Annotated in this window: 14 protein-coding genes; 4 read left to right on the forward strand and 10 right to left on the reverse strand. The window is 73.0% G+C overall.

Annotation, left to right across the window (positions count from 1 at the left end):
* The first annotated feature begins 9 nt into the window (after nucleotides 1-9).
* Nucleotides 10-9,135 (forward strand): amino acid adenylation domain-containing protein, encoded by a 9,126-nt coding sequence (locus ACZ3YL_RS27215; RefSeq protein WP_465660176.1) that lies wholly within the window; start codon nucleotides 10-12, stop codon nucleotides 9,133-9,135.
* Nucleotides 9,132-10,394 (forward strand): serine hydrolase domain-containing protein, encoded by a 1,263-nt coding sequence (locus ACZ3YL_RS27220; RefSeq protein ID WP_465660177.1) that lies wholly within the window; start codon nucleotides 9,132-9,134, stop codon nucleotides 10,392-10,394. The genes ACZ3YL_RS27215 and ACZ3YL_RS27220 overlap by 4 nt, the downstream gene beginning before the upstream one ends.
* A gap of 146 nt (nucleotides 10,395-10,540) precedes the next feature.
* Here ACZ3YL_RS27220 and ACZ3YL_RS27225 read toward each other — a convergent pair whose 3' ends face one another.
* Together ACZ3YL_RS27225 and ACZ3YL_RS27230 are read right to left on the reverse strand one after the other, a co-directional pair.
* Complete coding sequence (locus tag ACZ3YL_RS27225; protein ID WP_188307763.1) at nucleotides 10,541-11,182, reverse strand: response regulator; 642 nt, start codon at nucleotides 11,180-11,182, stop codon at nucleotides 10,541-10,543.
* Entirely contained in the window at nucleotides 11,173-12,327 is a 1,155-nt protein-coding gene (locus ACZ3YL_RS27230; RefSeq protein ID WP_465660178.1) for a sensor histidine kinase, read from the reverse strand. The genes ACZ3YL_RS27225 and ACZ3YL_RS27230 overlap by 10 nt, the downstream gene beginning before the upstream one ends.
* A gap of 189 nt (nucleotides 12,328-12,516) precedes the next feature.
* Here ACZ3YL_RS27230 and ACZ3YL_RS27235 point away from each other — a divergent pair, with 189 nt between their 5' ends.
* The gene (locus ACZ3YL_RS27235) at nucleotides 12,517-13,158 is read left to right on the forward strand and encodes an ATP-binding cassette domain-containing protein (protein ID WP_188307765.1); all 642 of its coding nucleotides are present in this window, start codon (nucleotides 12,517-12,519) and stop codon (nucleotides 13,156-13,158) included.
* Here ACZ3YL_RS27235 and ACZ3YL_RS27240 read toward each other — a convergent pair.
* From ACZ3YL_RS27240 to ACZ3YL_RS27250, 3 genes are all read right to left on the reverse strand, one after another.
* Nucleotides 13,148-13,990, reverse strand: coding sequence for a helix-turn-helix domain-containing protein (locus ACZ3YL_RS27240; RefSeq protein ID WP_188307766.1), 843 nt, complete (start codon nucleotides 13,988-13,990; stop codon nucleotides 13,148-13,150). The two genes, ACZ3YL_RS27235 and ACZ3YL_RS27240, sit on opposite strands and share 11 nt — an antisense overlap.
* A 513-nt stretch (nucleotides 13,991-14,503) precedes the next feature.
* Nucleotides 14,504-15,532 carry a guanitoxin biosynthesis L-enduracididine beta-hydroxylase GntD gene (gntD, locus tag ACZ3YL_RS27245; RefSeq protein ID WP_188307767.1) on the reverse strand — a complete coding sequence of 343 codons (1,029 nt, stop codon included), beginning with the start codon at nucleotides 15,530-15,532 and terminating at the stop codon, nucleotides 14,504-14,506.
* A gap of 22 nt (nucleotides 15,533-15,554) precedes the next feature.
* A complete protein-coding gene (locus ACZ3YL_RS27250) occupies nucleotides 15,555-16,808 on the reverse strand; it encodes an MFS transporter (protein ID WP_188307768.1) in 1,254 nt (417 codons plus the stop codon).
* A gap of 257 nt (nucleotides 16,809-17,065) precedes the next feature.
* Here ACZ3YL_RS27250 and ACZ3YL_RS27255 point away from each other — a divergent pair, with 257 nt between their 5' ends.
* Nucleotides 17,066-18,646: a glycosyltransferase family 39 protein gene (locus ACZ3YL_RS27255; RefSeq protein WP_465660179.1), complete on the forward strand. Its 1,581-nt coding sequence runs from the start codon at nucleotides 17,066-17,068 to the stop codon at nucleotides 18,644-18,646.
* A 13-nt stretch (nucleotides 18,647-18,659) separates the two neighbouring features.
* On the opposite strand, the gene ACZ3YL_RS27260 is transcribed toward ACZ3YL_RS27255, so the two are convergent.
* The 5 genes from ACZ3YL_RS27260 to ACZ3YL_RS27280 form a co-directional block, all read right to left on the reverse strand.
* Nucleotides 18,660-19,337 carry an FHA domain-containing protein gene (locus tag ACZ3YL_RS27260; protein WP_465660180.1) on the reverse strand — a complete coding sequence of 226 codons (678 nt, stop codon included), beginning with the start codon at nucleotides 19,335-19,337 and terminating at the stop codon, nucleotides 18,660-18,662.
* Nucleotides 19,325-19,999, reverse strand: coding sequence for a 4Fe-4S single cluster domain-containing protein (locus ACZ3YL_RS27265; RefSeq protein WP_465660181.1), 675 nt, complete (start codon nucleotides 19,997-19,999; stop codon nucleotides 19,325-19,327). Before ACZ3YL_RS27265 ends, ACZ3YL_RS27260 begins: the two co-directional genes overlap by 13 nt.
* Nucleotides 19,996-21,789, reverse strand: coding sequence for an AAA family ATPase (locus ACZ3YL_RS27270; protein ID WP_465660182.1), 1,794 nt, complete (start codon nucleotides 21,787-21,789; stop codon nucleotides 19,996-19,998). Before ACZ3YL_RS27270 ends, ACZ3YL_RS27265 begins: the two co-directional genes overlap by 4 nt.
* Nucleotides 21,790-21,950: 161 nt before the next feature.
* The gene (locus tag ACZ3YL_RS27275) at nucleotides 21,951-23,243 is read right to left on the reverse strand and encodes a hypothetical protein (RefSeq protein ID WP_465660183.1); all 1,293 of its coding nucleotides are present in this window, start codon (nucleotides 23,241-23,243) and stop codon (nucleotides 21,951-21,953) included.
* Nucleotides 23,240-25,471: a serine/threonine-protein kinase gene (locus tag ACZ3YL_RS27280; RefSeq protein WP_188306995.1), complete on the reverse strand. Its 2,232-nt coding sequence runs from the start codon at nucleotides 25,469-25,471 to the stop codon at nucleotides 23,240-23,242. Before ACZ3YL_RS27280 ends, ACZ3YL_RS27275 begins: the two co-directional genes overlap by 4 nt.
* Between the last annotated feature and the right edge of the window lie 184 nt (nucleotides 25,472-25,655).

The raw sequence follows: 25,655 nt of genomic DNA on the forward strand, positions 1-25,655 counted from the left end.
GGAACGCAGATGACCCAGTCCGACGAGATGCTCGCCTCCGTACCGGCCCACCTGCGGGCGGAGCTGCTGCGCCGCCTCGCCGGCGAGTCCGCGCCCGTGGACCGGCCGATCCCCGCCGCCCCCCGCGACGGCCTGCCGCCGATGTCGTCGGCACAGGAACGGCTTTGGTTCCTGGCCGAGTTGGAACCGGACAGCCCGGAGTACAACGCGCTGCGCGCGCTGCGGCTGCGCGGCGAGCTCGACGCCGCGGCGCTCGGTGCCGCGCTCGACCAGGTCGTGCGCCGGCACGAGACGCTGCGCACCACGTTCGACGCGCTCGACGGCCGCGGCGTCCAGGTCGTGCACGAGCACACCGTCCGGTCGCTGCCCACCGTCGACGTGTCAGGGCCCGACGCCGCGCTCGCGGTCGAGCGCTTCCTCACGGCGGAGATGAACACCCCGTTCGACCTGCGCCGCGGACCGCTGCTGCGGGCCACCCTGCTGCGCGTGGACGCCCACGAGCACGTGCTCGTGCTGGCCATGCACCACATCGTCTGCGACGGCTGGTCGACCGGGCGGCTGCTCGCCGAGCTGGCCGCCGGCTACGCCGCGGGCACCGGCGGCGGCGCCGCGTCCCTGCCCGCACTGCCCGTGCAGTTCGCCGACTTCGCCGTCTGGGAGCGCGAACGGTCCGGCGCGCTCGACGAACAGCTGGGGTACTGGCGCGACCGGCTCGCCGGGATGCGCACGACCGACCTGCCCACCGACCGGCCGCGGCCGCCGGTGCGGACGTCCGCCGGCGCGATGCTGGCGGTGCAGATCCCCGCCGATGTGCTGGGCCGGCTGCGGGAGTTGAGCCGTGGGCGGGACGCGACGCTGTTCATGGCCCTGGTCACGGTCACCAAGGTGCTGCTGGCCCGGTACTGCGGCGAACCCGACGCCGCGGTCGGCACGGTCACCCTGGGCCGGGCGCGGCCCGAGCTGGAGAACCTGATCGGCTTCTTCATCAACACGGTGGTGCTGCGCACCCGGGTGGAGGAGTCGCTGTCGTTCACGGAACTGCTCGGCCGGGTGCGCACCGGCCTGCTGGAGGCGTTCGCCAACGACGAGGTCCCGTTCCAGCGCCTCGTCGACGTGCTGCGGCCGGACCGGGACGCGTCCCGGCCGCCGCTGGTGCAGGTGATGGTCAATCTGCAGAACATGGCCGACACGCTGCCGGCCTTCCACGGGCTGGACGTCACCGAGATCCAGCCGCCGGTCGACGTCGCCAAGCTGGACCTCACGTTCGACTTCTACGAGGACGCCTCCTCGCTCGTCTGCTACCTGGAGTACAGCACCGACCTGTTCGACCGGGCGACCATCGAGCGGCTCGGCGGGCACCTCGTCACCCTGCTGCGCGCGGTGACCGACGAGCCCGAGGCGCCGCTCGCCGGCCTGTCCATGGTGCCGGCCGACGAACTGCGCACGCTCACCGCGGACTGGCAGGCACCGGCCGACCCGGCGCCGGACCCGCGGACCCTGCACCAGGTCTTCGACGAGCAGGCGGCCCGGACGCCCGCCGCCGTCGCGGTGAGTGACGGCAGCCGCCGGCTCACCTTCGCCGAGCTGGCCGCCCGGGCCAACCGCCTCGCGCACCACCTGGTCGAGGCCGGCGTCCGCCCGGGCGTGCTGACCGGCGTCCGCCTCGAGCGCGGGGTGGACGCGATGGTCGCGCTGCTGGCCGTGCTCAAGGCCGGTGGCGCGTTCGTGCCGCTCGACCCCGAGCACCCCGCCGGGCGGCTGGCCATGATGCTCGACGACGCCGCCGCCCCGGTGCTGATCACCGACTCGGCGACGGCGGGCGACGGCGCCCGGACCACGATCCGCCTCGACACCGACCAGGACGCGATCGCCCGCCACCCCGCCACGGCGCCCGTCACGGCCGTCGGGCCGGACGACCTCGCGTACGTCGTCTACACCTCCGGCTCCACCGGCCGCCCCAAGGGCGTGATGGTCAGCCACCGCAACGTCGGCCACATGATGCGCGCCTGGGACGCCCGATACGACCTGACCGCACTGCGCGGCCGCTCCCTGTCGGTGTCCAGCCTCGCCGTGGACCTGTTCCTCGGCGACTTCCTGATGTCGGCGATGTACGGCGGCGAGATGGTCATCTGCCCGGCGGAGGTGATCACCGACCCGCCCGCACTGGCCGCGCTGATCGCCGAGGTCCGCCCGCAGCTGCTGGTGACCACCCCTTCGCTGGCCAAGGCCGTCACCCAGGAGCTGTCCTGGAGCGGCCGCCGGGCGGACTCGCTGCGCGTCCTCGCGGTCGGTTCGGAAGCCTGGCTGGCCGCCGACGCGGCCGCCGTCCTGGCGTCGCTCGCCCCCGACGCCGTCGTCACCAACAACTACGGCGCCACCGAGACCACCGTGGACTCCACCACGTACCGGCTGCGGGCCGGCGCGCTCGGCGACACGGCGGTCGTGCCGATCGGCCGGCCGCTGAGCGGCACCCGCACGTACGTGCTCGACTCCCGGCTGCGTGCCGTTCCCGTCGGCGTGCCCGGCGAGATCTGCATCGGCGGCGGCGGGGTGGCACAGGGGTACTGGAACCGGCCCGAGCTCACCGCGGAGCGCTTCCTCGACGACCCGTTCACCGACGGGCGGCTCTACCGCACCGGCGACATCGGACGCTGGCGGCCCGACGGCGACCTGGAGTACCTCGGCCGCGCGGACGACCAGGTCAAGGTCCGCGGCTTCCGGGTGGAGCTCGGCGAGGTCGAGGCCGCGCTGCTGCGCCACCCCGGCGTCGCGGCGGCCGCCGCCGCGGTGCGACCCGACCCGGCCGGCCGCGACCGGCTCGTCGGCTACCTGGTCGCGGACGCCGTCGCGCCCACCCTCACCGAGCTGCGCGCGTTCCTCGCCGGGATCGTGCCCGACCCGGCCGTACCCTCCGCACTCGTCGTCCTCGACGAGCTTCCGATGACACCGAGCGGCACGCTCGACCGCAAGGCGCTGCCGACGCCGGCCACCACCGACCACGCCGCCGGGAACCACGTACCGCCGCGCGACCGCACCGAGTCCGAACTCGCCGCGATCTGGGCCGAGGTGCTGGGCCTCCCGCCCGGCATGGTCGGCGTCGGCGACAACTTCTTCGAGCTCGGCGGCGACTCGATCGTCGGGCTGCAGGTCGTGTCGAAGGCGCGGCGGGCCGGCCTGCGGCTGACCGCCAAGCAGATCTTCCTGCACCAGACCGTCGCCGACCTGGCCGCGGTCGTCCGGACCGCGGACCAGCCGGCGCCGCAGGCGGCCGTCGGCGCGGTCGGGGACGTGCCGCTCACCCCGGTGCAGCGCTGGTACTTCGAGCAGTACCCCGAGGGCGCCGCCCACTTCAACCAGTCGATGTTCGTCGAGCTCGCACCCGGCACCGATCCGGCCGCCCTGCGCGCGGCGGTCACGGCGCTGCTCGACCACCACGACGCGCTGCGGCTGCGCGCCGTCCACGCGGACGGCGCCTGGCGGCAGCACTGCGCGATCGCCGAGACGGGCGAGCCGTTCCGTACGGTCGACCTGTCCGGCCTGGACGGTCCGGCCCGCGAGCGGGTGGTCCGCGAGGCGGTCACGGCGGCCCAGACCGGCTTCCGGCTCGACGCCGGGCCGCTGCTCGGCGCGGTGCTGCTCTCCGGTGCCCCCGAGCCCGACCGGCTGTTCGTCACGCTGCACCACCTCGTCGTCGACGGGGTCACCTGGCGGGTGCTGCTCTCCGACCTGGAACTCGCCTACGGGCAGGCGGTGCGGGGCCTGCCGGTCGACCTGCCGGAGAAGTCCACCGGATTCCGGGAATGGTCGACCCGGCTGACCGAGGCGGCCGGGTCCGGCCGCTTCGACGCCGAGCGACCGTACTGGCGGGCCGTCGAGGCCGCGTCCGCCGCGTGCCGGCCCCTGCCGCTCGACCGCACGGCGCCGGACACGCTCGCGGACGCCCGGACGGTCGAGGCCGGCCTCGATGCCGAGCTGACCCGCGCGCTGCTGCGGGACGTACCGGCGGCGTACCGCACCCAGGTCAACGACGTGCTGCTGACCGCGCTCGCGGCGGTGCTGGCCGGCTGGACCGGCGGCGACGCCGTCGCGGTCGAACTGGAGGGCCACGGCCGGGAGAACCTCTTCGACGACGTCGACCTGTCCCGTACGGCGGGCTGGTTCACCACGCTCTTCCCGGTCGTGCTGCCCGTCCCGGGAGCGGACTGGGGCAGTCGGCTCAAGGCCGTCAAGGAGACCCTGCGCGCGATCCCCGAGGCCGGCCTCGGCTACGGCGCCCTGCGCTACCTGACCGAGGACGCCGGGCTCGGCGGCGGCCGCTGCCAGGTCGGCTTCAACTACCACGGTCACTTCGACGTGGCCACCGGAGCGGGACTGCTGCGCGGCTGGCGGCCCAGCCCGGTCCCGGACCGCGGCGCCGACCTGACCCGCCCGAACCCGCTGGAGATCACCGGGATGGTCCGCGACGGCCGGCTGGAGTTCTCCTGGGAGTACTCGGCCGCGCTGCACGACGAGGCGACGATCGCCGGCCTCGCGGCGCGGTTCACCGCCGCGCTCGCCGACATCGTGACGCACTGCGCCGGGGCCGGCGGCTGCACCCCGTCCGACTTCCCGCTCGCCGGGCTCGACCAGGCCGGCGTCGACCGGATCGCCGGGGACGGCCGCACCGTCGAGGACGTCTACCCGCTCACGCCGATGCAGAGCGGCCTGCTGTTCCACTCGCTCGACGCGCACGAGGACGACATCTACTTCACCCACCTCGGGCTGGTCCTCGACGGCGTCACCGACCCCGCCCTGCTCGCCGAGGCGTGGCAACGGGTGGTCGACCGCACGCCCGTGCTGCGTACCGCGATCGCCGACGCCGAGGGCGGACGCCCCCTGCAGGTGGTCCACCGGGACGTCCGCGTGCCCGTCGTCGTCGAGGACTGGTCGGAGCTGACCGAGGCGCAGCAGCGGGAGCGCGTGCGCCTGCTGGCCGAGGCTCCGGTGGAACCGCTCGACCTGTCGCGGCCGCCGCTGCTGCGCCTGCACCTGGCCCGGCTCTCCGCGTCCAGCGTCCATCTGCGCTGCTCCTCGCACCACCTGCTGCTGGACGGCTGGAGCTTCGCCGACGTGCTCGGCGAGGTCTTCGCGGAGCACGCCGCGCTCAGCGGACGCGAGGTCGCGCCGCCGCGTCCGCGCCGACCGTTCCGCGAGTACGTGCGCTGGCTCGGCGAGCAGGACACCGCCGCGGCGCAGGCGTACTGGACCGGCCTGCTCGCCGGGTTCGCCGCGCCCACCGCGCTGCCGTACGACCGGGCGCCGCTGCGCTCGCACCAGTCCCGCGACACCGGCCACATCGACCTCGAACTCACGGCGGCGGAGACGGGGCGGCTGGAGCGCTTCGCCCGGGAGGCCCGGGTCACCGTCAACACCCTGATCCAGGGCGCCTGGGCCCTGCTGCTGTCCCGCTACAGCGGCGAGCGGCAGGTCTGCTTCGGCACCACGGTGGGCGGCCGGCCCGCCGACCTGCCGGGCTCGGACGAGATGGTCGGCCTGTTCATCAACACCCTGCCCGCCCGGCTGACCGTCTCGCCCGACAGCGACCTGCGCGCCTGGCTGCGCGGGATCCAGGAGCAGCAGGTCGAGGGCCGCCAGTACGAGTACGTCTCGCTCGCCCAGGTGCGGCACTGGGCCGCGATCCCGGCGGGCACCGACCTGTTCGACAGCTGCGTGGTCTTCGAGAACTTCCCGTACGACGAGCACGCCGCCGAGCGCCACGGGCTGGGAGTGCGGTCGTTGGCGGGCCTCGAGACGTCGAACTTCCCGCTCACCTGCGTGGCGCACCTGGTGGACGGACTCCACCTGCGGCTCGGCTACGACCCGCGCCTGTTCGACGACGCCACCGCGGGCCGCTTCGCCGATCACCTGATCGGCATGCTCGACCGGATGGTGGCGGCGCCCGGCACCCGGCTGCGGGACCTGCCGACGGTCCGCGGCGCCGAACACGACCGGCTGATCCAGGAGTTCAACGGCACCCCGTCCGGCTACCCCGACCGGTGCCTGCACGAGCTGTTCACGGAGGTCGCGCGCGAACACCCCGACCGGCCCGCGGTCGTCGCCGGCGACACCCGCCTCACCTACGCCGAACTGGACGCCCGCTCCGACCGGCTCGCCCATGAGCTCGTCGGCCGGGGCGTCGGTCCGGAGGTGCCGGTGGGCATCTGCCTGCCGGGCGGCGCCGAGATGATCACCGCCATGCTCGGGGTGCTCAAGGCGGGCGGCGGGTACGTGCCGCTCGACCCGGGCTACCCGGTCGAGCGCCTCGCCTACCTCTTCCGCGACTCGGGTGTCCCGGTGATGCTGACCAGCGCCGAGCTCGCGCCCGGCCTGCCGCCGACCGGCGCCGAGGTCCTGCTGATCGACGACCTGCGGACCGGGCCCGCCGCCGGGCCGGTGCCCTCGCGCACCGTCCCGGACAACCTCGCCGTGCTCGTCTACACCTCGGGCTCGACGGGCACGCCCAAGGCCGGCATGGTCACCCACCGCGGCCTCGTCCGCCTGGTGCGTGCCGCGGGCGAGCACACCTTCGGCGACGCCGCCACGATCGCCCAGCACCACTCGATCTCGTTCGACGCCGCGCAGAACGAGCTGTGGCAGGCGCTGCTCAGCGGCGCGTGCCTGGCCGTGCGGCCCGGCGACTTCCACTCCGTCGACGAACTCGACACCTTCCTGCGCGCCAACGAGGTGGAGGCGATGTCGTTCTCGGCGGGCTTCTTCCACGCCGTCGCCGACACCGACCCGGGAATCCTCGCCGGGCTGCGAAAGGTCGTCGTCGGCGGTGAGGCGCTGTCCGCACCGCACTGCGCCCGCGTCCTCGACCGGCTGCCGGAGCTGCGGATCGTCAACGCGTACGGGCCCACCGAGTGCTCGGTGACCGCGACCTGCTTCCCGGTCGGGCGCGGCGGGCGCCCCGGACGGACCGTTCCGGTCGGTCGGCCCAGCGCGGACGCCCGGGTCTACCTGCTCGACCGGGACCTGCAGGTGGTGCCGGTGGGCGTGGCGGGGGAGGCGTACCTCGCCGGGGACGGCGTGTGCCGCGGCTACCGGGACCGGCCCGGTATGACCGCCGAACGCTTCCTGCCGGACCCGTTCGGGCCGCCCGGTTCCCGGATGTACCGCACCGGCGACCTGATGCGCTGGCTTCCCGACGGCACGCTCGAGTTCGTCGGCCGTACCGACGACCAGGTGAAGCTGCGCGGCTACCGCATCGAGCTCGGCGAGATCGAGCAGGCGCTCGCCCGGCACCCGGACGTGGCGAGGGCGGCCGTCATCGTCCGCGAGGACCAGCCGGGCCGCCGGCGGATCGTCGGGTACGTGGTCTCCGAGCAGGAGCCGGCCGTGCTGACCTCGTACCTCGCCGACCGGCTGCCCGAGTACATGGTCCCGGCCGTGCTCGTCCGGCTGGACCGGATCCCGCTCACCGCGCACGGCAAGGTCGACCGCCGCGCCCTGCCGGAGCCGGTGACGGCCGCGGCCGGCCGGGCCTCTGCGGAACCCCGCACCGCCGACGAGCGCACGATGGCCGGGATCTGGGCGGAGGTGCTCGGCGTGGAACGGGTCGGTGTCACCGATGACTTCTTCGACCTCGGGGGCGACTCGATCCTCAGCATCCAGGTCGTGTTCAAGAGCCGCCGGGCCGGACTGCAGGTCTCCTCCAGCGACCTGTTCCGCCATCCGACCGTCGAGCGGCTCGTCGCCGCGGCCGGCCGGGACCGCCGGGTCGCCGCCACCCAGGAGGCCGAGGCCGGCCAGGTGCCGCTCACCCCGATCCAGCACGAGTTCTTCGCGCGCAACACCGTCGCCCCGCAGCACCTCGTCCAGTCGATCCACGTGGAACTCGCGGCGGACACCGACGAGGCGGCGCTGCGGGCCGCGCTCGCGGCGGTCGTCGCGCACCACGACGCGCTGCGGATGCGGTACCCGCACGACGAGCGGGACGGCTGGTCGCAGTGGAACGCCGCGGCCGAGACCGGCGAGCTGTTCGAGCGCCACGACCTCTCGGGGCTGCCTGACGAGGAGCTGCCCCCGGTCATGGACCGGCTCGCCGCGGCCGCCGACACCGGCCTCGACCTGGCAGCCGGACCACTGCTGCGGGCGGTCCTGTTCGACCTCGGCCCGGGCCGGCGGGCGCACCTGCACCTGACCGTGCACCACCTCGTGATCGACGCGGTGTCATGGCGGATCCTCAACCACGACCTGGACCTCGCCTACCGGCAGGCGCTCGACGGCGAGGAGATCGACCTCGGAGCCAAGACCTCCTCGTTCCGGCAGTGGGCCACCCGGCTCGCGGCGCACACGGCCGCCGGCGGCTTCGCCGATCAGAGCGCGCACTGGGACGCGGTGCCCGAGGCGGCGCCGCTGCCCACCGACGGCCCCGGACCGAACGTGGTGTCGTCGCGCCGGATCCTGCCGGTGCGGCTGGAGCGGGACGAGACCGCGGCGCTGCTGCACGTGGCGCCGGGCAGGTTCCGGGCCCGGGCCAGCGACGTGCTGCTCTCCGCGCTGGCCTGGACGATGTGCCGTTGGTCCGGCGACGACCGGCTGGTGATCGAGATGGAGGGCCACGGACGTGAGGAGATCTTCGACGACGTCGACCTGTCCCGTACCGTCGGGTGGTTCACCAGCTCGTACCCCGTCGCGCTGGAGGTGCCCGGACGGACGGACGGCGAGGCCGACTGGTCGGCCGTCGTGCGGTCGGTGCGCCGCTGCCTGCGCGCCGTTCCCGGCAACGGGCTCGGGTACGGCGCGCTGCGCCACCTCGCCGGGCCCGGCGCACCGGCCGCGGAGCACACGCCTCCCGCGGTGTTGTTCAACTACCACAGCCAGACCGAGGAGATCACCCGGACGGCCGACCGCTCGCTGTTCCACGCCTTCCACGACCCGATCGGCCGGGAACAGGACGACCGCGAGCGGGTCGTGCAGGCGCTGGAGGTGGTCGGCGCGGTCGAGGGCGGCCGACTCGGCTTCGACCTCTACTACTCGGTCAATCTGCACGAGCCCGAGACGATCGCACGGGTCGGCTCCGAACTCGTGGCGGCGCTGCGGTCGATCGCCCGCCTGTGCGAGCCGGCCCTCGCGGCGGAGGACGCCCGGTGAAGGACCTGCTGACGGAGCTGGCCCTCCGACACGGCGTGCCCGGCGCCCAGGTGGCGCTCTGGAGCGACGGCCGCCTCGTCACCGCGGAGACCGGTGAGGAGGCGGCCGGATCGGGCAGGCCGGTGACGGTCGCGACGGCGTTCCCGCTCGGATCGCTCACCAAGCCGTTCACCGCGACGCTCGCGGCCCTGCTGGTCGCCGACGGCGAAGCGGACCTGGACGAGCCCCTGGCGGGACAGCTGGGCGAGCTGCGTGCGGGCCGGGAGTTCACGTTGCGGCAGGTGCTCGGCCACACCGCGGGCCTGGCGGCCAACACCGCCGAGCTGCCACCGGGAACCACCCGCGCCCGGTGGCTCGCCCGGCACGCGGCCGAACTGGCCGTGCACGACCCGGGGACGGTCTTCTCCTACTCCAACCCCGGCTACCTGATCGCCGGCCGCCTGGTCGAGGAGATCACCGGGCTGGACTGGGCGGAGGCCGTGCACTCGATGCTGCTGCGCCCGCTGGGGCACGACGCCGCGGCGCCGGCCGCCCTGGGCCATCTGGTCCGCCCGGCCGGCCGGCCCCGGCCCATCGAGGAGCAGTCCGTACCGCCGTTGGAGGACCCGGCGGCCGGCCTGCGCGTCTGCGCCCGCGACCTCGCGGTGTTCGGCGCCGCACACCTGGGCCTCGGCCCGGGTGCGGCCCTGCTCGACGCCGCGACGGCGCGGTCGATGCGCGAGGACGTCACGTCGGGGCTCGCCGTGGGCGCCTACGGCCTGGCGGACGGCTGGGGCGCCGGATGGTCGCGGTACGGCGCCTGGTTCGGCCACGACGGCACCGGCGACGGCGCGTGGAGCCACCTGCGCGCGAACCCGTCGACGGGGACGGTGGTGGCGCTGACCGCCAACGGCAGCACCGGCGCGCGCCTGTGGGAGTCGCTGCTCGGGCGGCTGGGCGAAACCGGACTGGAGGTCGGCGACCATCCTCGGGAGGACATCGACGCCGCGCCCGGGTCGGCGCCGCCGCAGTGTGCGGGGCGCTACGCCAACGGCGGCTGGGAGTGCCGGGTCGAGGCCGAGGACGGCGACCTGCGGCTCTCGGTGGCCGGTGCGGCTCCGGTGCGGCTCCTGGTCGCCGAGGACCTCTCCTTCCGCACGCCCACGGACGGCGGTCCGCGCGCGGCGATGCCGTACCTCGGACGGTTCCTGCGCGACCCGGCGACCGGGGACGTCGATCGGGTGCAGATCACCGGGAGGCTCTGCGTCCGGCGGTCCTAGCGTGTCCCGAAATCGGTGGGCCCCGTTCGTCGAACGGGGCCCACCGATTTGTCGTATCCGGGGTTATTCGTGTTCGCGTTCGTGTTCGAGTTCGTCGGGTTCGATTGTGTTCGGGCTCGGCATTGTCGGGTTCGACGGCAAAGCCGTCAGGACGATTCCAGATAGGTCAGGACGGCTCGGACCCGGCGATGGCCGGCGTCGGGCTCGGTGAGTTCGAACTTCGCGAAGATGTTGCCGATGTGCTTGTGCACGGCGTTGTCGGTGACGGACAGCTTCCTGGCCAACGTCGCGTTGTCGTGCCCCTCCGCCATGAGCGCCAGGACCTCCTGCTCCCGTCGGGTGAGGGTGGACAAGGGCTGGGTCCGCCTGGCGAGCAACTGGGCCACCACGTCGGGGTCGAGCGCCGTGCCGCCGGCGGCCACCCGGTCGAGCGCCGCCAGGAACTCGTCGATCCGGCTGATGCGGTCCTTGAGCAGATAGCCGACGCCGCGCCCGCCGGCGGAGAGCAGCTCGGACGCGTAGGTCTGCTCCACGTACTGGGACAGCACCAGGACCGGCAGGCCGGGGTGGACCCGCCGGGCCTCGATCGCGGCCCGGATCCCCTCGTCGCGAAACCGGGGCGGCAGCCGCACATCGACGATGGTGACGGCCGGGCGGTGCCGGTCCACGGCGGCCAGGAATCCCTCGGCGTCGGCGGCGACCTCGGCCACCTCGTGGCCGGAACTGGTGAGCAGCAGCTCCAGGCCGGTGGCGAGCAGGACGTTGTCCTCCGCGATGACTATCCGCACGGCAGCTCCACGGTGATCGTGGTGGGGCCCCCGGTGGGGCTGACGACCGTGACGCAGCCGTCGAGGGCCTGCGCCCGGCCCCGGAGACCGGCCAGCCCGCTGCCGCCGGTCTCCCGGGCGCCACCGACGCCGTTGTCGGTGACGACGACCGTCAGCCTGTCCTCGGCGCGCCACACCCTCAGCCCCGCCTCGGTGGCCCGGCTGTGCTTGGCCACGTTCGTCAGCGCCTCGGTGACCGCGAAGTAGGCGACCGTCTCGATGGCCGCCGGGATCCGGTGCAGCTCGCCGATGTCGAGCGAGACCGGCACGCCGCCCCGGGCGGCGACGGTGCGCAGAGCTCCCGGCAGCCCGCGGTCGGCGAGGATGGGTGGGTAGATTCCGCGGAGCACCTCGCGAAGGTCGACCATCGCTTCCTCGTTGATGTCGGTCGCCTCGCGCAGCATCCGGGCGACGGTGGCTGGGTCATGGTCGAGGCACCGCCGGGCCATCGCGAGCCGCATGGCCATGGCCACCAGCCGGGCCTGGGTGCCGTCGTGCAGGTCGCGCTCGATCCGCCGCAGCTCGGCGCCGTGCGCTTCGAGTGCGTCACTGCGGGTGCGGGTGAGCGTGGCCACGCGATCGGCGAGTCGCTGGGTGCGCGACGGTGCGAGCAGGGCGAGGGTCAGCCGGGCGTAGCCCGTGGCGAGCGTCGGCAGGGCCAGGCAGCCGACGGCGAACAGGACGGTCCCCACGGACGGACCGGCGATCGTTCCGGTCCAGCCGACCCGGATGTCCAGCAGCGTCGTCGGCCTGTCCTCCACCGGAAACGTCCACGAGAGCGGCAGCGCCACCAGCAGCAGGGCGTTGCCGGCGCAGAGGACCGCGGCGAGCCCGCAGGCGAGGCCGAACGTGACGTGCAGGGGGAGCCAGTACAGATGACGGGGCAGGGCGATGCTCTGCGCGCGAACCGGGCGGCCGAGCAGACGACCGGCCCGCTGCCGATGTCGTTCGGCCCATGCCTGTCGCATGCCCGGGTGGCAGAGCAGCAGGAACGACAGCAGGCTCATGGCCGCGGTGCCGAATTCCCCGAGCAGATAGACCGTGGCCCGCGGCAGCAGCGACACCCAGCCGCGGACGGCCGGAGCACACCGGGATGCGGCGCGCATTACAGCTGACTGTAGTTCTTTCCCTGCGGAGGAGGGTATGGGCTCATCAGTGCTGGAGGCCATAACATTCCGCTCAAGCTGATTGTCCGGAACCGGAGATGGATAATATCGGCCCACCTCCGCCGGAGTGGAAACGGGTACGGCGGACCGGTCGCACAACCTACCTCCCGAGCGTTGAAAGAGATCGACATGACAGACCATCGTCCGGCCCTGCACGTGCGCCATGTCAGCGCGATCGGAGCCGGGGGCATCGAGTCCGGATATGTGATCGAGAACGTGAGTCTCGGGTGCGAGGCCGGCACCTGGACGGCGTTGGCCGGGCCGGCCGCCGCGGACCGGACAGGCGTCCTGCGGTGCGCCGCGGGGCTGGATCCGGTGACGGCGGGCGAGGTTCGTCGCGCCGAGGGTCTGCGGCTGGCACACATCGGGCTCCTGCCGGTGACGGAACAGTTGGCGACGGTCGGCACGCTCGCCTCGGTGCTCGACCGACTGCCCTCCGGGGGAGGCGAGTTGCTGGGTGAGGCGGTGCACCGGCTGGGCCTGTGGGAGGAGCGGGACACCCCCGTGCGCGAGCTGACGGAGGGTCGGCAACGCGCGGCCGCGGTCGCGGTCGCGCTCGCCGACGCCCCCGGCGTGCTGCTCGCCGACGGCCTCACCGGCGGACTGCCGCCCGCCGGCGCGGCGGCGATCCTGGACCTGCTGCGCGACTTGGTGGACCGGCGGGGACTCTGCGTGCTGGCGTCGGCCGTGGGCCTGGCCGAGCTGGAACGGGCCGACACGGTGGTGCTGTTGGCCGGGGGTCGCGTGGTCGAGACGCGGGTCATGCGCTAGCGCCGCGGGACCGCGGATTGCCGCGCAGCTCACCTGCCTGCGGATGGCCCGGGGTGCCCGGGGGACTGGTGAGCTCGGTCGGCAAGTCCCCTTGCAGGAGCGCCAAGCCGAGCGGGGTGAGGGTGTGGGTGGCGGTGGTGCGGTTGCGAATCGTCGCGATCAGACCCGCTTCGCGCAGGACGGTGGCCTGCTTGCTGGCGCCGGAGAGGGAGATGCCGAGCCGGTCGGACAGATCGCCGGTGGTGCCGCTCTCGGACAGCGCGCGCAGGGCGGCCGCCCGGGTGGCCCCGACGAGGGCGGCCAGCGCCCGGTCGCCCTCGACCCCTGACTCCTCGGGGGCCGGCTCCAGGTCGTTGAGGTGCAGCGGCACGGAGAAGACGAGCGCGGGCAGGCTGGACTGCCGCTCGGAGCGGATGAGCACGCAGGTCTTGGCGGGAAGGAAGAGCGAGGGGCTCAGGATCAGGCCGCGCCCGTCGAGTTTGATGTCGAGGTCGAGGTCGGATGCGATGTGCATCTCCGACGACTCCCAGGTCACCTTGGGGTGCAGGCCGGCGAGCAGGAACTCGATGCCGTTGGTGATCGCCATCCGCCCGCGCACGTCACGCTCGATCTCCAGTCGGGCCTGCATCCGCGACCAGAACGGCAGGACGCCCGCGCAGCAGAACAGGACGGCCACCTGGGCGAGGCTGCGAGCCCGGGCGCGCACGGCCGACGGCACCGAGTCCGCGTCGGCTCCGTCCCGTTCGAGCAGCCACAGGAGATCGGGGACCACCTGGTACTCGGACACGACCTTGTCCACGGCGGGCAGATCGTCGCCGAGGCGCTCACGCACGAACCGGTGCCAACCGACACTGGCGCGGGCCCGGTCACGCCCGAAACGGTGAAGTGCGAAGACTGCTTCGGACATCGGCCCTAAGGTATGAACCATTCTTAACCGTTGAATGTCTTCGCTTGTTACGTGAATGCGCAACACTGACGCCCCCGTGTCACACCTGAATACGCCATTTGTGCGGAGAGCCTAATGGCGTGTCGTGGACAATGGCAAGATCGGGTCCTTTCGATCTTGCCCGGGCTGTGAGATGGAGATGTGGTGAAGCTCGTTGATCACTTGTCGAAGGGCGCGTGACCCGCTCGATAGCATTTGTTTGCCGAGTTGAGGAACGTGTCGGGGAATCGAAATGTTACCCGCCGGTTCCGGCCGGCCGCCGGGCCGACAGGTGACGGTGTATCACATCGGCTCAGTCCGGCGCGAGTTGGTGGTGACAGCCGCATATGCCGCACGCCCCACGCCCTACGCCGCATGCCGCACGCCGCCGGCCGGCTGGCCGGCGGCGCCGTCCGCTGCTCAGTGGATTACCCGCGACTCCGCCGACAACCGCGTGTGCCGGGACTTTCGCAGATCGCGGGTGATATTCAGCCGACGCAGCCAGCGGTCGGTTCCGTCGAAACGCGCCTGGAAAGGCTTGCGGCCGTGGACCACGCGATAGTTGTCAATGTAAACGATATCGCCGGGAGCCAGGGCCACTCCGCTCATCGCGCTGTCCAGGGCCGCTCCGATCACCTCCAGTGCCCGCTGCTCGGACTCGCCCTGCACACCCCGCATGTAATAGGGATCCAGTCGGACGTACGGATCCTTCGGAGAACCGAAGAGCACCGCGACCGGCTCGGGGGACCGCAGGGCGCTCTCCACCCGCTCGGCGCTGCGCCGCTTCAGCTCGACCACCTCGGGATCCTCCCGGCCGCCCGCGGCCTGGTTCTGCGGACGGTGCGAGTCGTCCGGCAGGATCCGGAACCGCTCCTCCGCCAGGGCGGCGCGCGTCGCGTCGTCGAGCCGGACGTCGGCGATGTCGGCGAAGGTCGTCTCCACCCCGTCGGGGTTGCGCAGGCACATGAGGCCCAGGTAGTCGGTGCGCAGGGGGTGGAAGGCGTCCTCGGTGTGCCAGGCGAGCGTCTCCGCGCTTCCCCAGCCGATCTGACCGTGCTCGTGGGCACGGATCGGGAAGATGTCGTGCATGACCCGGCCGTCCTGCTGGGTGGCCCAGCCGATCGGCTCGCCGAGCAGGCAACTGATCAGCAGGAACGGGATGTCGAGGCGCAGCGTCGCGTCCGGCGCCTCCTTGTCGCGCCAGTCCGGCGGGGTGGGGCCGAGGTCGGCGTCGTCGACCGGCAGTCCGGACACGACCAGCACGCCCGACGGCTCGGTCAGCTTGAAGTCGACCAGCGCCGTCCGCAGTCCGCGGGGCAGCTCGTGCGCGTAGACCTGGGCGGCCCGGTGCAGGGCGGGATCCTCGATGGACGAGAAGCGCCCGGTGACCTCCGCGGTGATCTTGCCGATCGTTACGAGGTCCTCGTCGCTCAACCGTAGTTTCAGCATCTTCTTCCTCCGTTGTCGGTGGTCAGGAGTGCGCCGGCTGTCGTGCGGCCGACGGACGGGGCAGCGTCAGCCGGCGCAGGGTCGGGCTCAGGGTCGCGCCGGCGGCGACGACGACCAGCAGCGCGGCCGCGCCGAGGATGCTCACGGTGCCGTCCCGGGTGCCGGTGGACAGCACACCGGCGGTGACCGGGCCTACCGTGGCGGCCAGTTCGGAGCCGAGAGCGACCAGGCCGGACAGGCGTCCGCGCAGCCCGTCGGGCACGGCCGACAGCTGGCAGGTGATCACGGTCGTGTTCGCGACCGGCATGGCCATCGCGGCCACGCCCAGCAGGATGCCGAGCGGCACGCCGCGCGGCGCGTACGCCATGGCGCCGGCGACCGCGGCGAAGACCCAGGTCGAGCCGATGACCAGCACGGCCGGCGACAGCGCCGCCGCGTGCAGCCGGTCGGCGACCAGGGCGCCGATCAGGCCGCCCGCGCCGAAGCACGTCATCATCAGGCCCATCTGCCCGGGCGCGACGTGGTCCTGGCCCGACACGATGAGCACCAGCACGACCAGGGTGTGGAACGCGAGGTTCACGCCGACGATCCAGGCCATCGTCGCCCGGATGGTCCGCATCCGCAGCAGCGGCCCGAACCCGCCGGCCCGCGGTGCGGCGGCGGGCGCGGTGCCTTCGCCCGCCGGGTGGGGCGCGGCGGCACGCCGCGGCAGGTGCAGCGCCGCCAGCGCCACGAACGACAGCGTGAGCGCCGAGGTGTTCAGCGTGAACGGCAGTACCTGGTGCAGCCCGAACGTGAAGCCAGCCAGTGCCGGACCGATCAGCAGCGCGGCGAACGGCCGGGCCGCGTTGCGCGCCAGCGCCTGCGGCAGCTGGTCCTCGGGCACGACCTGGGGCAGCGCCGCGTTCTCGGCCGGGACGAAGACGCCGGCGGCCGCGCCCTCGACGACCGCCACCAGGAGCACCTGCCACAGCGGGCAGCTGCCCAGCAGGACGGCGACGGCGACGCTGAGCATCGCCACCGTACGGACCCCCTGGGCGGCCAGCATCACCCGCTTGCGGTCCACGCGGTCGGCCAGCGCTCCGGCGGGCAGGCTGACCAGCGTACGGGCGCCGGCGAGCACCGCGGCGACGCCGGAGACGTCGGCCGCCGATCCTCCCCGGGTGAGCAGCAGCAGCGGGAACGCGACGTACGCGATCTCGCCGGCCAGTTCGGACAGGAACATCCCCGACCAGAGGATGCGGTAGTTCCGGTTGTGCGGCAGGGGTGTGGTCATGCCGTGGCTTCCCTGTGTGACGGCGGCTGACTCCACCGAGTCTTGCGGCGTCGGGGCGAGCCTCGCCACGAAGTTGACCCGTGGACGAAACTCCGAGGCCAGCCACCTCCCCGTCTCCGGCGCGGGACGCGACCTGTGCAATGTCGGCACGGTTCAAGTTCGTTGAGGACGGAGGCGGGTGCCTCGATATTTGAGGGCTGAGTCGTGTCCGGCCTCCGGCACGGCAGCAGCGAGCCACGACGGAAGGTTGTCCCCCCATGACTTTCGCGCCAGCAACCGCGTCCTCGGAACAAGAGGTGCCCGCACCGCCGGAGGGGCTGACTCCCGTTCCGTGGCGGCCGGTTGCGCTGATCGCCGCCGCGATGACGGTGGGCCTGCTGCTGCTGGCCACCCGGCACGGCTACCACATCGACGAGCTCTACACCCGGGTGGCGAGCCGCCATCTCGCGTGGGGCTACGTCGACCAGCCGCCGCTCGTCGCGCTCGTCGGCAAGGTCGAGACGGCGCTGTTCGGGGACAGCCTCCTCGCCTTCCGGCTGGTGCCGGCGCTGCTGGCCGCGATCGCCGTGGTGCTCGCCCCGGTGATCGCCCGCGAGTTGGGCGCCGGCCGCCGGGCGCAGATACTCGCGGCGTTCATGGCGTTCGCCTCCGGCCTGGTCATGTACACCGGCCACATCATGGGCACCAACAACTGGGACGAGCTGTCCTGGATCACGTCGTCCTGGCTGCTGATCCGACTGGTGCGCACCCGCGACACCCGTCTGTGGTGGGCGATCGGCGTCGTGGTCGGCGTCGGCCTGACCGCCAAGTACCTGCTCGTCCTGCTGCTCCTGTGCCTCGGGGCCGGGCTGCTGGTGTTCGGACCGCGGACGGTGTTCCGGACCTGGCGCTTCCCGGCCGCGATCGGTGTGGCCACGGTCATCGCCTCACCGGTGCTGATCTGGCAGATGACGCACGGCATGCCCCAGCTGGAGATGGAGGCCGCGCTGTCCACGGCGCTGGCGTCGCTGTCCCGCAGCAGCTTCCTGCCGATGCAGCTCCTGCTCATCGGACTCTTCCTGAACCCGGTGTGGATCGCCGGGCTGGTCGCGCTGCTGCGCCGTCCCGAGTGGCGCGCCTACCGGTTCGTCGGCTGGGCGTACCTGCTGATGGTGGTCGTGCTGCTGGTCATCGGCGGGCAGGGCGCCTACACGACCGCGCTGCAGTACGTCCTCCTCGTCGCGGGGGCCGTGGTCGTCGACCGGTGGGCGCGCACCGTCCGGCGACTCTGGGTGATCGGCGGGCTGACCGGGCTCAACGCGGTGCTCTGCGCGGTGCTGCTGCTGCCGACGCTGCCGATCAACACGTACGCGGACAACCTCGTCCTCAGCAAACTGGCCATCGTTCAGTTCGACCAGGCCGGCTGGCCCGAACTGACCCGTCAGGTGAGCGCCGTCTACCGGTCGCTGCCGTCGGACGAGCAGGCGCACACCGTCATCTACGGCAACCACTACGGCCAGGCCGGCGCGATCGACAAGTGGGGGCCGAAGTACGGGCTGCCGCAGTCGTACAGCGGCCACAACTCGTACGCCGACTACGGCCGGCCCGGCGACGACAAGACGACCGTGATCACCATCGGCGTCGACAAGGAGCAGTTCGGCAAGCTCTTCCAGTCGTGCGAGGACCGCGGCGAGTACAGGAACGACCTGCCGGTGTCCGACAACGGCCAGAAGTTCATGGTGTGCCGCGGCCCGCTGAAGCCCTGGTCGCAACTGTGGGAGCAGCTGCGCTGGATCGGCTTCCAGTGCCCCTACACGGCCGAGGCGATCACGGCGACCAGCACCAAGGAGTGCGACTGAGCCGGCGGCCCGGTCATCGCCGGTCCCCCTCACCCGGCCGGTCGACAAAGATCCAGAGCGTGCAGTCCGCGGCCAGCCGCAGCACGTCGCCGTCCCTGAGGGGGGTCCGCGCACCGGCGCAGGCCGGGCTGCCGTTCACGAAGGTGCCGTTGGTGGAGTGTTCGTCCCGCACCCACGCGGTGCCGTCCGGTTCCAGGCCGACGGTCGCGTGGTGGCGGGAGACGTTGTCGTAGCGCTCCAGCAGGCCCTGGGTGGTGTGGGCGGCCGGCGCGCGGCCGAGGAGCAGCGTGCTGCCCGGCGTCACGGTGCGCTCCACCGCACCGAACCGGATCCGCAGGACGGCGGTGGGGAGGTCACGGCGGGTCGTGTGCGCGTCCACGGCCCGCCCGCCGGAGCCGGCGGTACGGGACGGGGGCGCCTCGTCCAGCATCCGCTGGCAGGCCACGCACACCTGATTGGTCGGCACCGGAACCGGGGCTCCGCAGTGCGGGCAGGCCCGCGGCCGCGCCTCCTCCGACGGATCCCCCTCGTCCACCGTCCCCGGGGCCCCCGCCCCGGTCGTGGGCGCGGGCGGTCCGGGCAGCGGGTACCGGGCGACGGCCGGGCGGCTGAGATTGCCGGAGCAGCCCCGGCAGACGAGATCGTCGTCCTCCGCCGCCAGGCCGCAGGACGAACAGATCAGCTGCGCCACGACACCTCTTCCAGGGTGATGCCGGCCGACCGGAGCCGGGCGCTCAGGCGGTCCATGTCGCCCCTGCCGGGAACACCGATGAACCAGATGCGGCCGTCGGCCATCGCGACCTGGATGGGGGGAGGGCCGACCGGTCCGGTTCCCTCGTACCGCTCGCGGCCGAGGTCGGTCAGCGCGGTCAGCCGCTGGTTGCTCGAACCCCTCCAGCGCAGTCCGGGGCTGTTGAGGCGCTCGACGTACGGACCGGTGAGCACCGCGTCACACCGGCTGAGGAGCGCGGAGTGCTGCCGCCTCAGCCGGGAGAGGGAGTACCCGCTGTAGACGAGTACGTCCACGGGGGCGGGCCGCTCGCGGCGCCAGGCGTGGACCCGGTCCAGGAGCGCGGCGAGCGCTTCCGGCTGCTGGAACGGTTCTCCCCCCGAGACCGTGATCCCGTCGAGCGGATCGGGCAGGCCGGAAAGCCAGGCCTGGATCGCCGCGACATCCACCAACGTGCCGGGATCGGCCGTCCAGGTGTCCTGGGAGACGCACCCGGCGCAGCCGATCGTGCAGCCCTGCGTCCAGATGCCCGCCCGGGTCCCGGGGCCCAGCGAGGTCACCGGGTAGTGCGCCTTGTTCAGCATCAGCCGGACGGGGCGAGGGGCGGCGGGGGAGTCCGTCATGCCAGCTCCACGGAGACGATGTCGCCCTCGCGTCGCAGGCCGGTCACCCGGACGTGCGCGCCCGCCGCCGGGTCCCGGTCGAACAGGGCCCGGGCCAGGGGATTGACGAACCGCGACTCCAGGGCCATGCCGATGCCCCGGCCACCCATGTGCGGGTTGCCGGTGCACCACGTCCGCAGCGCGGCCTGGACCTCGGGGTCCACCTCCAGGACGATGCCCTGCTCCTCGTGGACCCTGGCGACGATGTTGTCGAGCTGGAGGCCGAAGATGCGGGCGGCCGCCGCACGGTCGATGAAGTCGAACACCACGATGTTGTCCCCGAAGCGGTTGAGCAGCTCCGGCCGGCCGAGGACCCTGGTGAAGTGGTCGCTGATCGCCGCCTTCACCCGCTCCTCGATCTCCTCGTACGGCATGTCGGGGTGGACATGGGGCACGAGTCGCCCGCTGCCGTCCGCCACGTTCATGCCGAGGTTGGAGGTGAACACGAGGACGGTCTCGGAGAAGTGCACCGTCGAGCCGCGCCCGTCCGTCAGCCGGCCGTCCTCCAGGATCTGCAGGAACTTGTCCAGGATCCGTGGATGGGCCTTCTCGATCTCGTCGAAGAGGACCACCCGGAAGGGCTGTTGGCGTACCGCGTTGGTCAGTTCGCCGCCCGCCTCGAAGCCGACGTATCCCGGTGGCGCCCCGATCAGCCGGTCCCCGGCGTGCTCCGAGGAGAACTCGCTCATGTCGAACCGCAGGTAGGCGGACTCGTCCGCGAAGATCAACGACGAGACGGCCTTGGCCAGTTCGGTCTTGCCGACGCCCGTGGGGCCGGCGAAGAACAGGACGCCGCGCGGCCGGGCGGAGGAGGTGGACTGCTGCGCGCCGGACAGCCCGAGAGCGGCCCGCTTCAGGATGTCCAGGGTCTTGGTGACGGCCTGCGGCTGTCCGACGACGCGCTGGGGGATCGAGTGCTGGCCGTCCGTGATCCGCTTGCGGAGGTACTCCCGCTTCCACGGGTTGTCCATGACGCCGAGTTTGTAGATGCGGATCGCGTCCGGAAGCTCCGTCATCGTCAGGCCGCGGTCCCTGGCCAGCCGGGTGACCTCGATCATCGCCTGCAGGGTGAGTCCGTCCGTCTGCGCCGCGAACGCCTCGCACGCCGCGGTCGCCGGCGGGTCCGAGTCCAGGTCCGTGACGCCGAAGAGCTTCATCAGCAGGCGCGCGGTGGCCTGCCGGTCGCCCAGGTCCGGAGCCGGGAGTCCGATCGACCGGACCTGGTCGTTGGCCGAGGTGAGCCAGGCCGGCAGATCGCCCTCACGGTCCGCCAGCCAGATCACCGGGTTGTACAGCGGGGTCGTACGGCCGCTCCGCGCACCCACCGGAACGGCGGTCCGGGAGAGCCTGGCGCAGAACCTGAAGAAGTCCCGCTCGTTCGGCTCCAGTTCCGTCGCACCGCGCGCGATGCGGGAGGCGTCGTCGATCGCGAGCGCCGCCCGGATCTGCTGCGCGGGACGGGCCAGTTCGGCCATCAGCGTGCGCAGGGCCTCCAACGAGGGAAGCGTTCCCGGCCGGGGACGCCGGGGGAGCAGCCGGGACGCGGCGGCCTCGCCCTGATCGGCCGCCTCGGCCGTGGCACCGGCCGGCAGGTGCACCCGGAGACCGTCCACGGGGTCGTGGACGAGCAGGAACGCGTACCCGTTGGCGCGGAGCGTCTCCCAGAGCAGGTCCAGCAGGGACGACAGACGGGGGCGTTCGCTGCCGGCCTCCCGGACCAGGAAGCTGTCATGACGGTTCCCCCACAGCACGAACTGTGAGTGGACGGGCAGCGTCGCCTCGAATTCCCGGAGGAACGGCGGGCCCGTCGTCGGCGGGACGCCATCAGGTGCGCGCGTGTCCTCGGCGGACAAGGTTTCCCCTCCACAAGGTGCCGGCTTCCGGTCCTGAACCTGTCGGTCCTTCGGGCGGATCACCGATCGCGCTCCCGGTACCCGGGCCGGGACCGCGTGCTCGGGGCGACCGGGGAGACGGCCAGGGGCACCGGCACCTGGCCGGGCGGGACCGCCACCTGGACATCCGTGCTCAGCCCCGCCCGTGCGAGGCGACCACGCAGTTCATGGAAGTCCTGACACCACTGTTCCTCGCGTTCGACGTCGACGCTGGAGGCGTCGTCGCCGGCTCCGGCGGCGGTGCGCACGACCGCGGTACGCATCTGAGCGCCCTGCTGGTCGACGGTCAGGTTGACCGCGTGCTCGGGCCATTCGCTCCGGGACAGGCGCAGGGTGCCGTCGGTGACGGTGAGCGTCTCGAATCCATGGCTGACGTGGTAGCCGAGGTCGGCGAGGGCGTCCGTCACCGTGTCGACCACGTACTGCCGTTCGGCTTCCGCCTCGGCCGCGGCCTGGCAGCCGGCCGCCCGTCGGCGCAGTGGCTCGTCCAGGGGACGGTGGCCGGCCACCACCTCCGCGAGCAGAGCCCGCACCGGGTCCACGTCCGCCCCCCGGGCGGTCTCGAGGTCATGGAGGAGTCCGACGGCTTCGTCGGCGTCGCGCCGTCCGGCCTGCGCGGCCGAGTTGGCACGCTGGACCCGGAGCCTCGTCTCGGTCAGCCAGGTGCGAGCTTCGTCGAGCGAGGTCGCCTCGGCCACCCGCGCCGCGGCCAGCCGCGCGTCCGCCCGGTGGCCCTCGCCACAGTCCGGCAGCAGGCGCGACAGCACCCGGGCCAGGGTCCGTTCCAGGTCCTCGCGCGCGGCGCCGTCCCCGGGCTCGGGCTCGGAGCCGACGGCGCCGGAGGGCGCCGAGCGGTCGGCGAACACCTCGGCGGCATCGACCAGGCGGCGCTCGGCGGCGGGCCCGGCCACGTCGGCGAAGAGGTCCGCCGCGAAGGCCCGAGCGGCCTGCTCCCGCAGCTCCCGCTCCGCGCCGGCCAGCGCGCGGTCGGCCTCGGCGCACCAGGCCTCCAGCTCGGACGTGGCCTGGGTGACGATCCGGAGCGGCTCGGGAGGTCGCACGCCGACGGCGGCACCGTACTGCTGCCGGAAGCCCGCGAGGGACTCGGACAGGGCCGCGATCCGCGCGTTGCGCGTCTTCACCCGGCGCACGGCGGCGTCCCGGGCGGCTGCGGCCAGGAGGGCCGCCTCGCGGGCGGCCTCCTCACGGCGTCGCACGGCCTCGCGCACCGCGGCGTCCTGCGCGGCCGCGCGCAGGGCCGCGGCGCTGAGGGACTCGTCACGCTGGTACGTCGTGCATTTGGGCCCGCTCATTTCTCCCCCAGAACGTGCGGCTGCTGTGCTTGGTGCGCGGTGCGCCACTCCCGGTACCGGAGGAACGTCCAGAACACGTATCCCGCCGCGACCACCAGGGTGACCGGTGACCAGATCTCCAGCGTGACGATCACCCAGATCACGGTACCGAGGACCAGGTAGACGACGCAGCCCCCGCCGAAGGCGATCGTCCGCTTGCGCATCGGCCGCAGTCGGGTGGCCAGCGCCTCCCGCCCGCCGGACAGCCGGCGGCCGAGGTCGGCGAGGCGGGACAGCAGGGACCACCGCGGGTGGTAGACCTGCCCGAGCTTCGCCGCCAGCACCAGCTCGCAGACGAGCGGAACCCCGCAGGTCACCGTCGCTGCGGGGATGAACCGCGACAGGAACTCCTCCTCGCCGACCAGGGTCCCCAGGACCAGCGGCACCCCGACCGGCAGCGCGAACAGCAGGGCCACTGCGCCGAGGGCGCGCAGCACCGCCTCTCCGGTACCGGACAGCCGGCGTTCCTCGTCCTCCCGCCACTCGCGCTCCCGGGCCGACGCGGCGGCCTCGTTGGCGCGTCGCACCTCCTCCAGGCGGCGGGCCTCGGCGACGGCGGACGGCAGCGTGCGGACGGCCGCCAGGTGACGGACCGGATCCCCACCGTCGGCCAGCAGTGCGTCGAACCAACCGATGCCGCCCGGTACGGACGCCGCGGCGGACTCCACCCGCTGTCGTAGCGCCCGGGCCCAGTCCGGGGCGACCGCGATGGCCAGCGCCTCCACTCGGATCTCGGTGCCGACGAGTTCCTTCCGGATCCTGGGCGGCAGCGCGGTCGACTCCCGCAGTCCCTCCCACCGGGCGTTCAGATCGCGCCAACGACGGTTGACGTCGGCGAGCTGGTGGGCGCCCTCGCCGAAGGTCGCCAGGGCGGTGAGCAGGTCATGGTCGTACAACTCGTCGACGAGCTCCCGCGCGGTGCGGTGCCCGTCGTCGTCGTTCTCGTGGTCCTGGGTGGACAGGGCGTGTTCGGCGAGGGTGAGCAGATCCTCGGGAAGCATGCGCTTGCCGCGGTAGACGGGCGGCATCGTCGGGTCGAGCCAGTGCAGCAGCCGCAGCAGCTTCGCGTCCGGCGCGTCGGTTCCGGGGAGGTGGACGTCGATCAGGTCCACGAGCTCCTCGGCGCCGTCGTGCTCGGGATCGTCGAACTGGGCCAGCCAGTTGCGCAGTTGGCGCCAGCCCTGGCTGGGGTCGGCGCGTTCCCCCATGGACACGAAGAACCGGCGGGCGGCGGTCGCCCAGTCCGCCGCCAGTGCCCGGGCCAGGGCCGTCTTCTCCGTGTACCTGACGCCGTTGAACCGCAGCGGCCTGCGGCCGGTGGTGCTCGCCGGCTCAGCGCCCCCACCAGGTGAGTCCTCCGGCACCTCCGGGGTGCCGCCCTCGAGCCACCGGCGCACCTCGGCGGCACCCCACCGGCGGCCCGGATCCCTGACCAGAAGCCCGGCGCACAGCAGCCGTACCCGTTCGTCCGCCACATCCGACACGTCGACCGGTCGGGTGGCCAGATGGTGCCGGACCGCCTGCTCCGACAAGCCCTCGAACGGCACGCGGCCCGTGGCCAGTTGCCGGGCGATCACCCCGACCGCCCACCAGTCCTGAGAACCGGACACCTCGGCACTGAACAGGTACTCCGGCGCCGAATACGCCAGCGTCCCGAACACGCGCTGGGTGAACCGGGACGTCGCATCCAGTGACTTGCTCACGCCGAAGTCCGCCAACGCCAACTCCAGCGGCTCCCGCCGGCGCAGGAGCACGTTCGACGGCTTCAGATCGCCGTGCACGATCCCCGCGTCGTGCAGCTGCGCCACCGCCGCCGTCAGCTGGGAGACGACTCCGGACAGGACGGCCGGCGACACCACCGTCCCAGCCTTGACCAGGTCCTCCAACGACCCCCCGGGGAGGTACTCCGACAGCTCGAAGTCACGCCCGTCCGAGAAGCCCGTCTCGACCACGCGCACCACATGGCTGGTGTCCAGTCCCCGCAGACGCTCCCAGACCTCGGGCATGACCCGGATCCCACTGCGGTACACCTTCGCGACGAACTCACCCCCGGCCGCGTCGCGGACCAACAGCACATCCGCCTCGCGCCCCTGGTGCGGTAACTCCCCGACCACCACGAACCGTTCGGCCAGTGCCGAGGGCAGCCGCAGCAGGGCCGCCGAACCACTACCGCCGTCACGACGCGTCACGGCGGGATCGAGAACGCCACCACCAGAAGTGGCATCGTCACGACGTGTCACATCAGATGACATAGCCGACTCTTCCAAAGCGTCACCCCCGCCTCAGAAGTCTATCCGGCTGGGGCCAACTCATAGTACTCCAGCCGTAGTTCGCGATCTTCGCGGTGGAGGGCCGTCGAGCCCCGCAGCGAGG

It is taken from the genome of Kitasatospora sp. NPDC023176 (genome assembly GCF_055560495.1).

Coding starts and splice junctions, on each gene's coding strand:
- ACZ3YL_RS27275 (WP_465660183.1), bottom strand. CDS start 23,243: ATGAGCGGGCCCAAATGCACGACGTACCAGCGTGACGAGTCCCTCAGC.
- ACZ3YL_RS27255 (WP_465660179.1), top strand. CDS start 17,066: ATGACTTTCGCGCCAGCAACCGCGTCCTCGGAACAAGAGGTGCCCGCA.
- gntD (WP_188307767.1), bottom strand. CDS start 15,532: ATGCTGAAACTACGGTTGAGCGACGAGGACCTCGTAACGATCGGCAAG.
- ACZ3YL_RS27250 (WP_188307768.1), bottom strand. CDS start 16,808: ATGACCACACCCCTGCCGCACAACCGGAACTACCGCATCCTCTGGTCG.
- ACZ3YL_RS27235 (WP_188307765.1), top strand. CDS start 12,517: ATGACAGACCATCGTCCGGCCCTGCACGTGCGCCATGTCAGCGCGATC.
- ACZ3YL_RS27265 (WP_465660181.1), bottom strand. CDS start 19,999: ATGACGGACTCCCCCGCCGCCCCTCGCCCCGTCCGGCTGATGCTGAAC.
- ACZ3YL_RS27230 (WP_465660178.1), bottom strand. CDS start 12,327: ATGCGCGCCGCATCCCGGTGTGCTCCGGCCGTCCGCGGCTGGGTGTCG.
- ACZ3YL_RS27215 (WP_465660176.1), top strand. CDS start 10: ATGACCCAGTCCGACGAGATGCTCGCCTCCGTACCGGCCCACCTGCGG.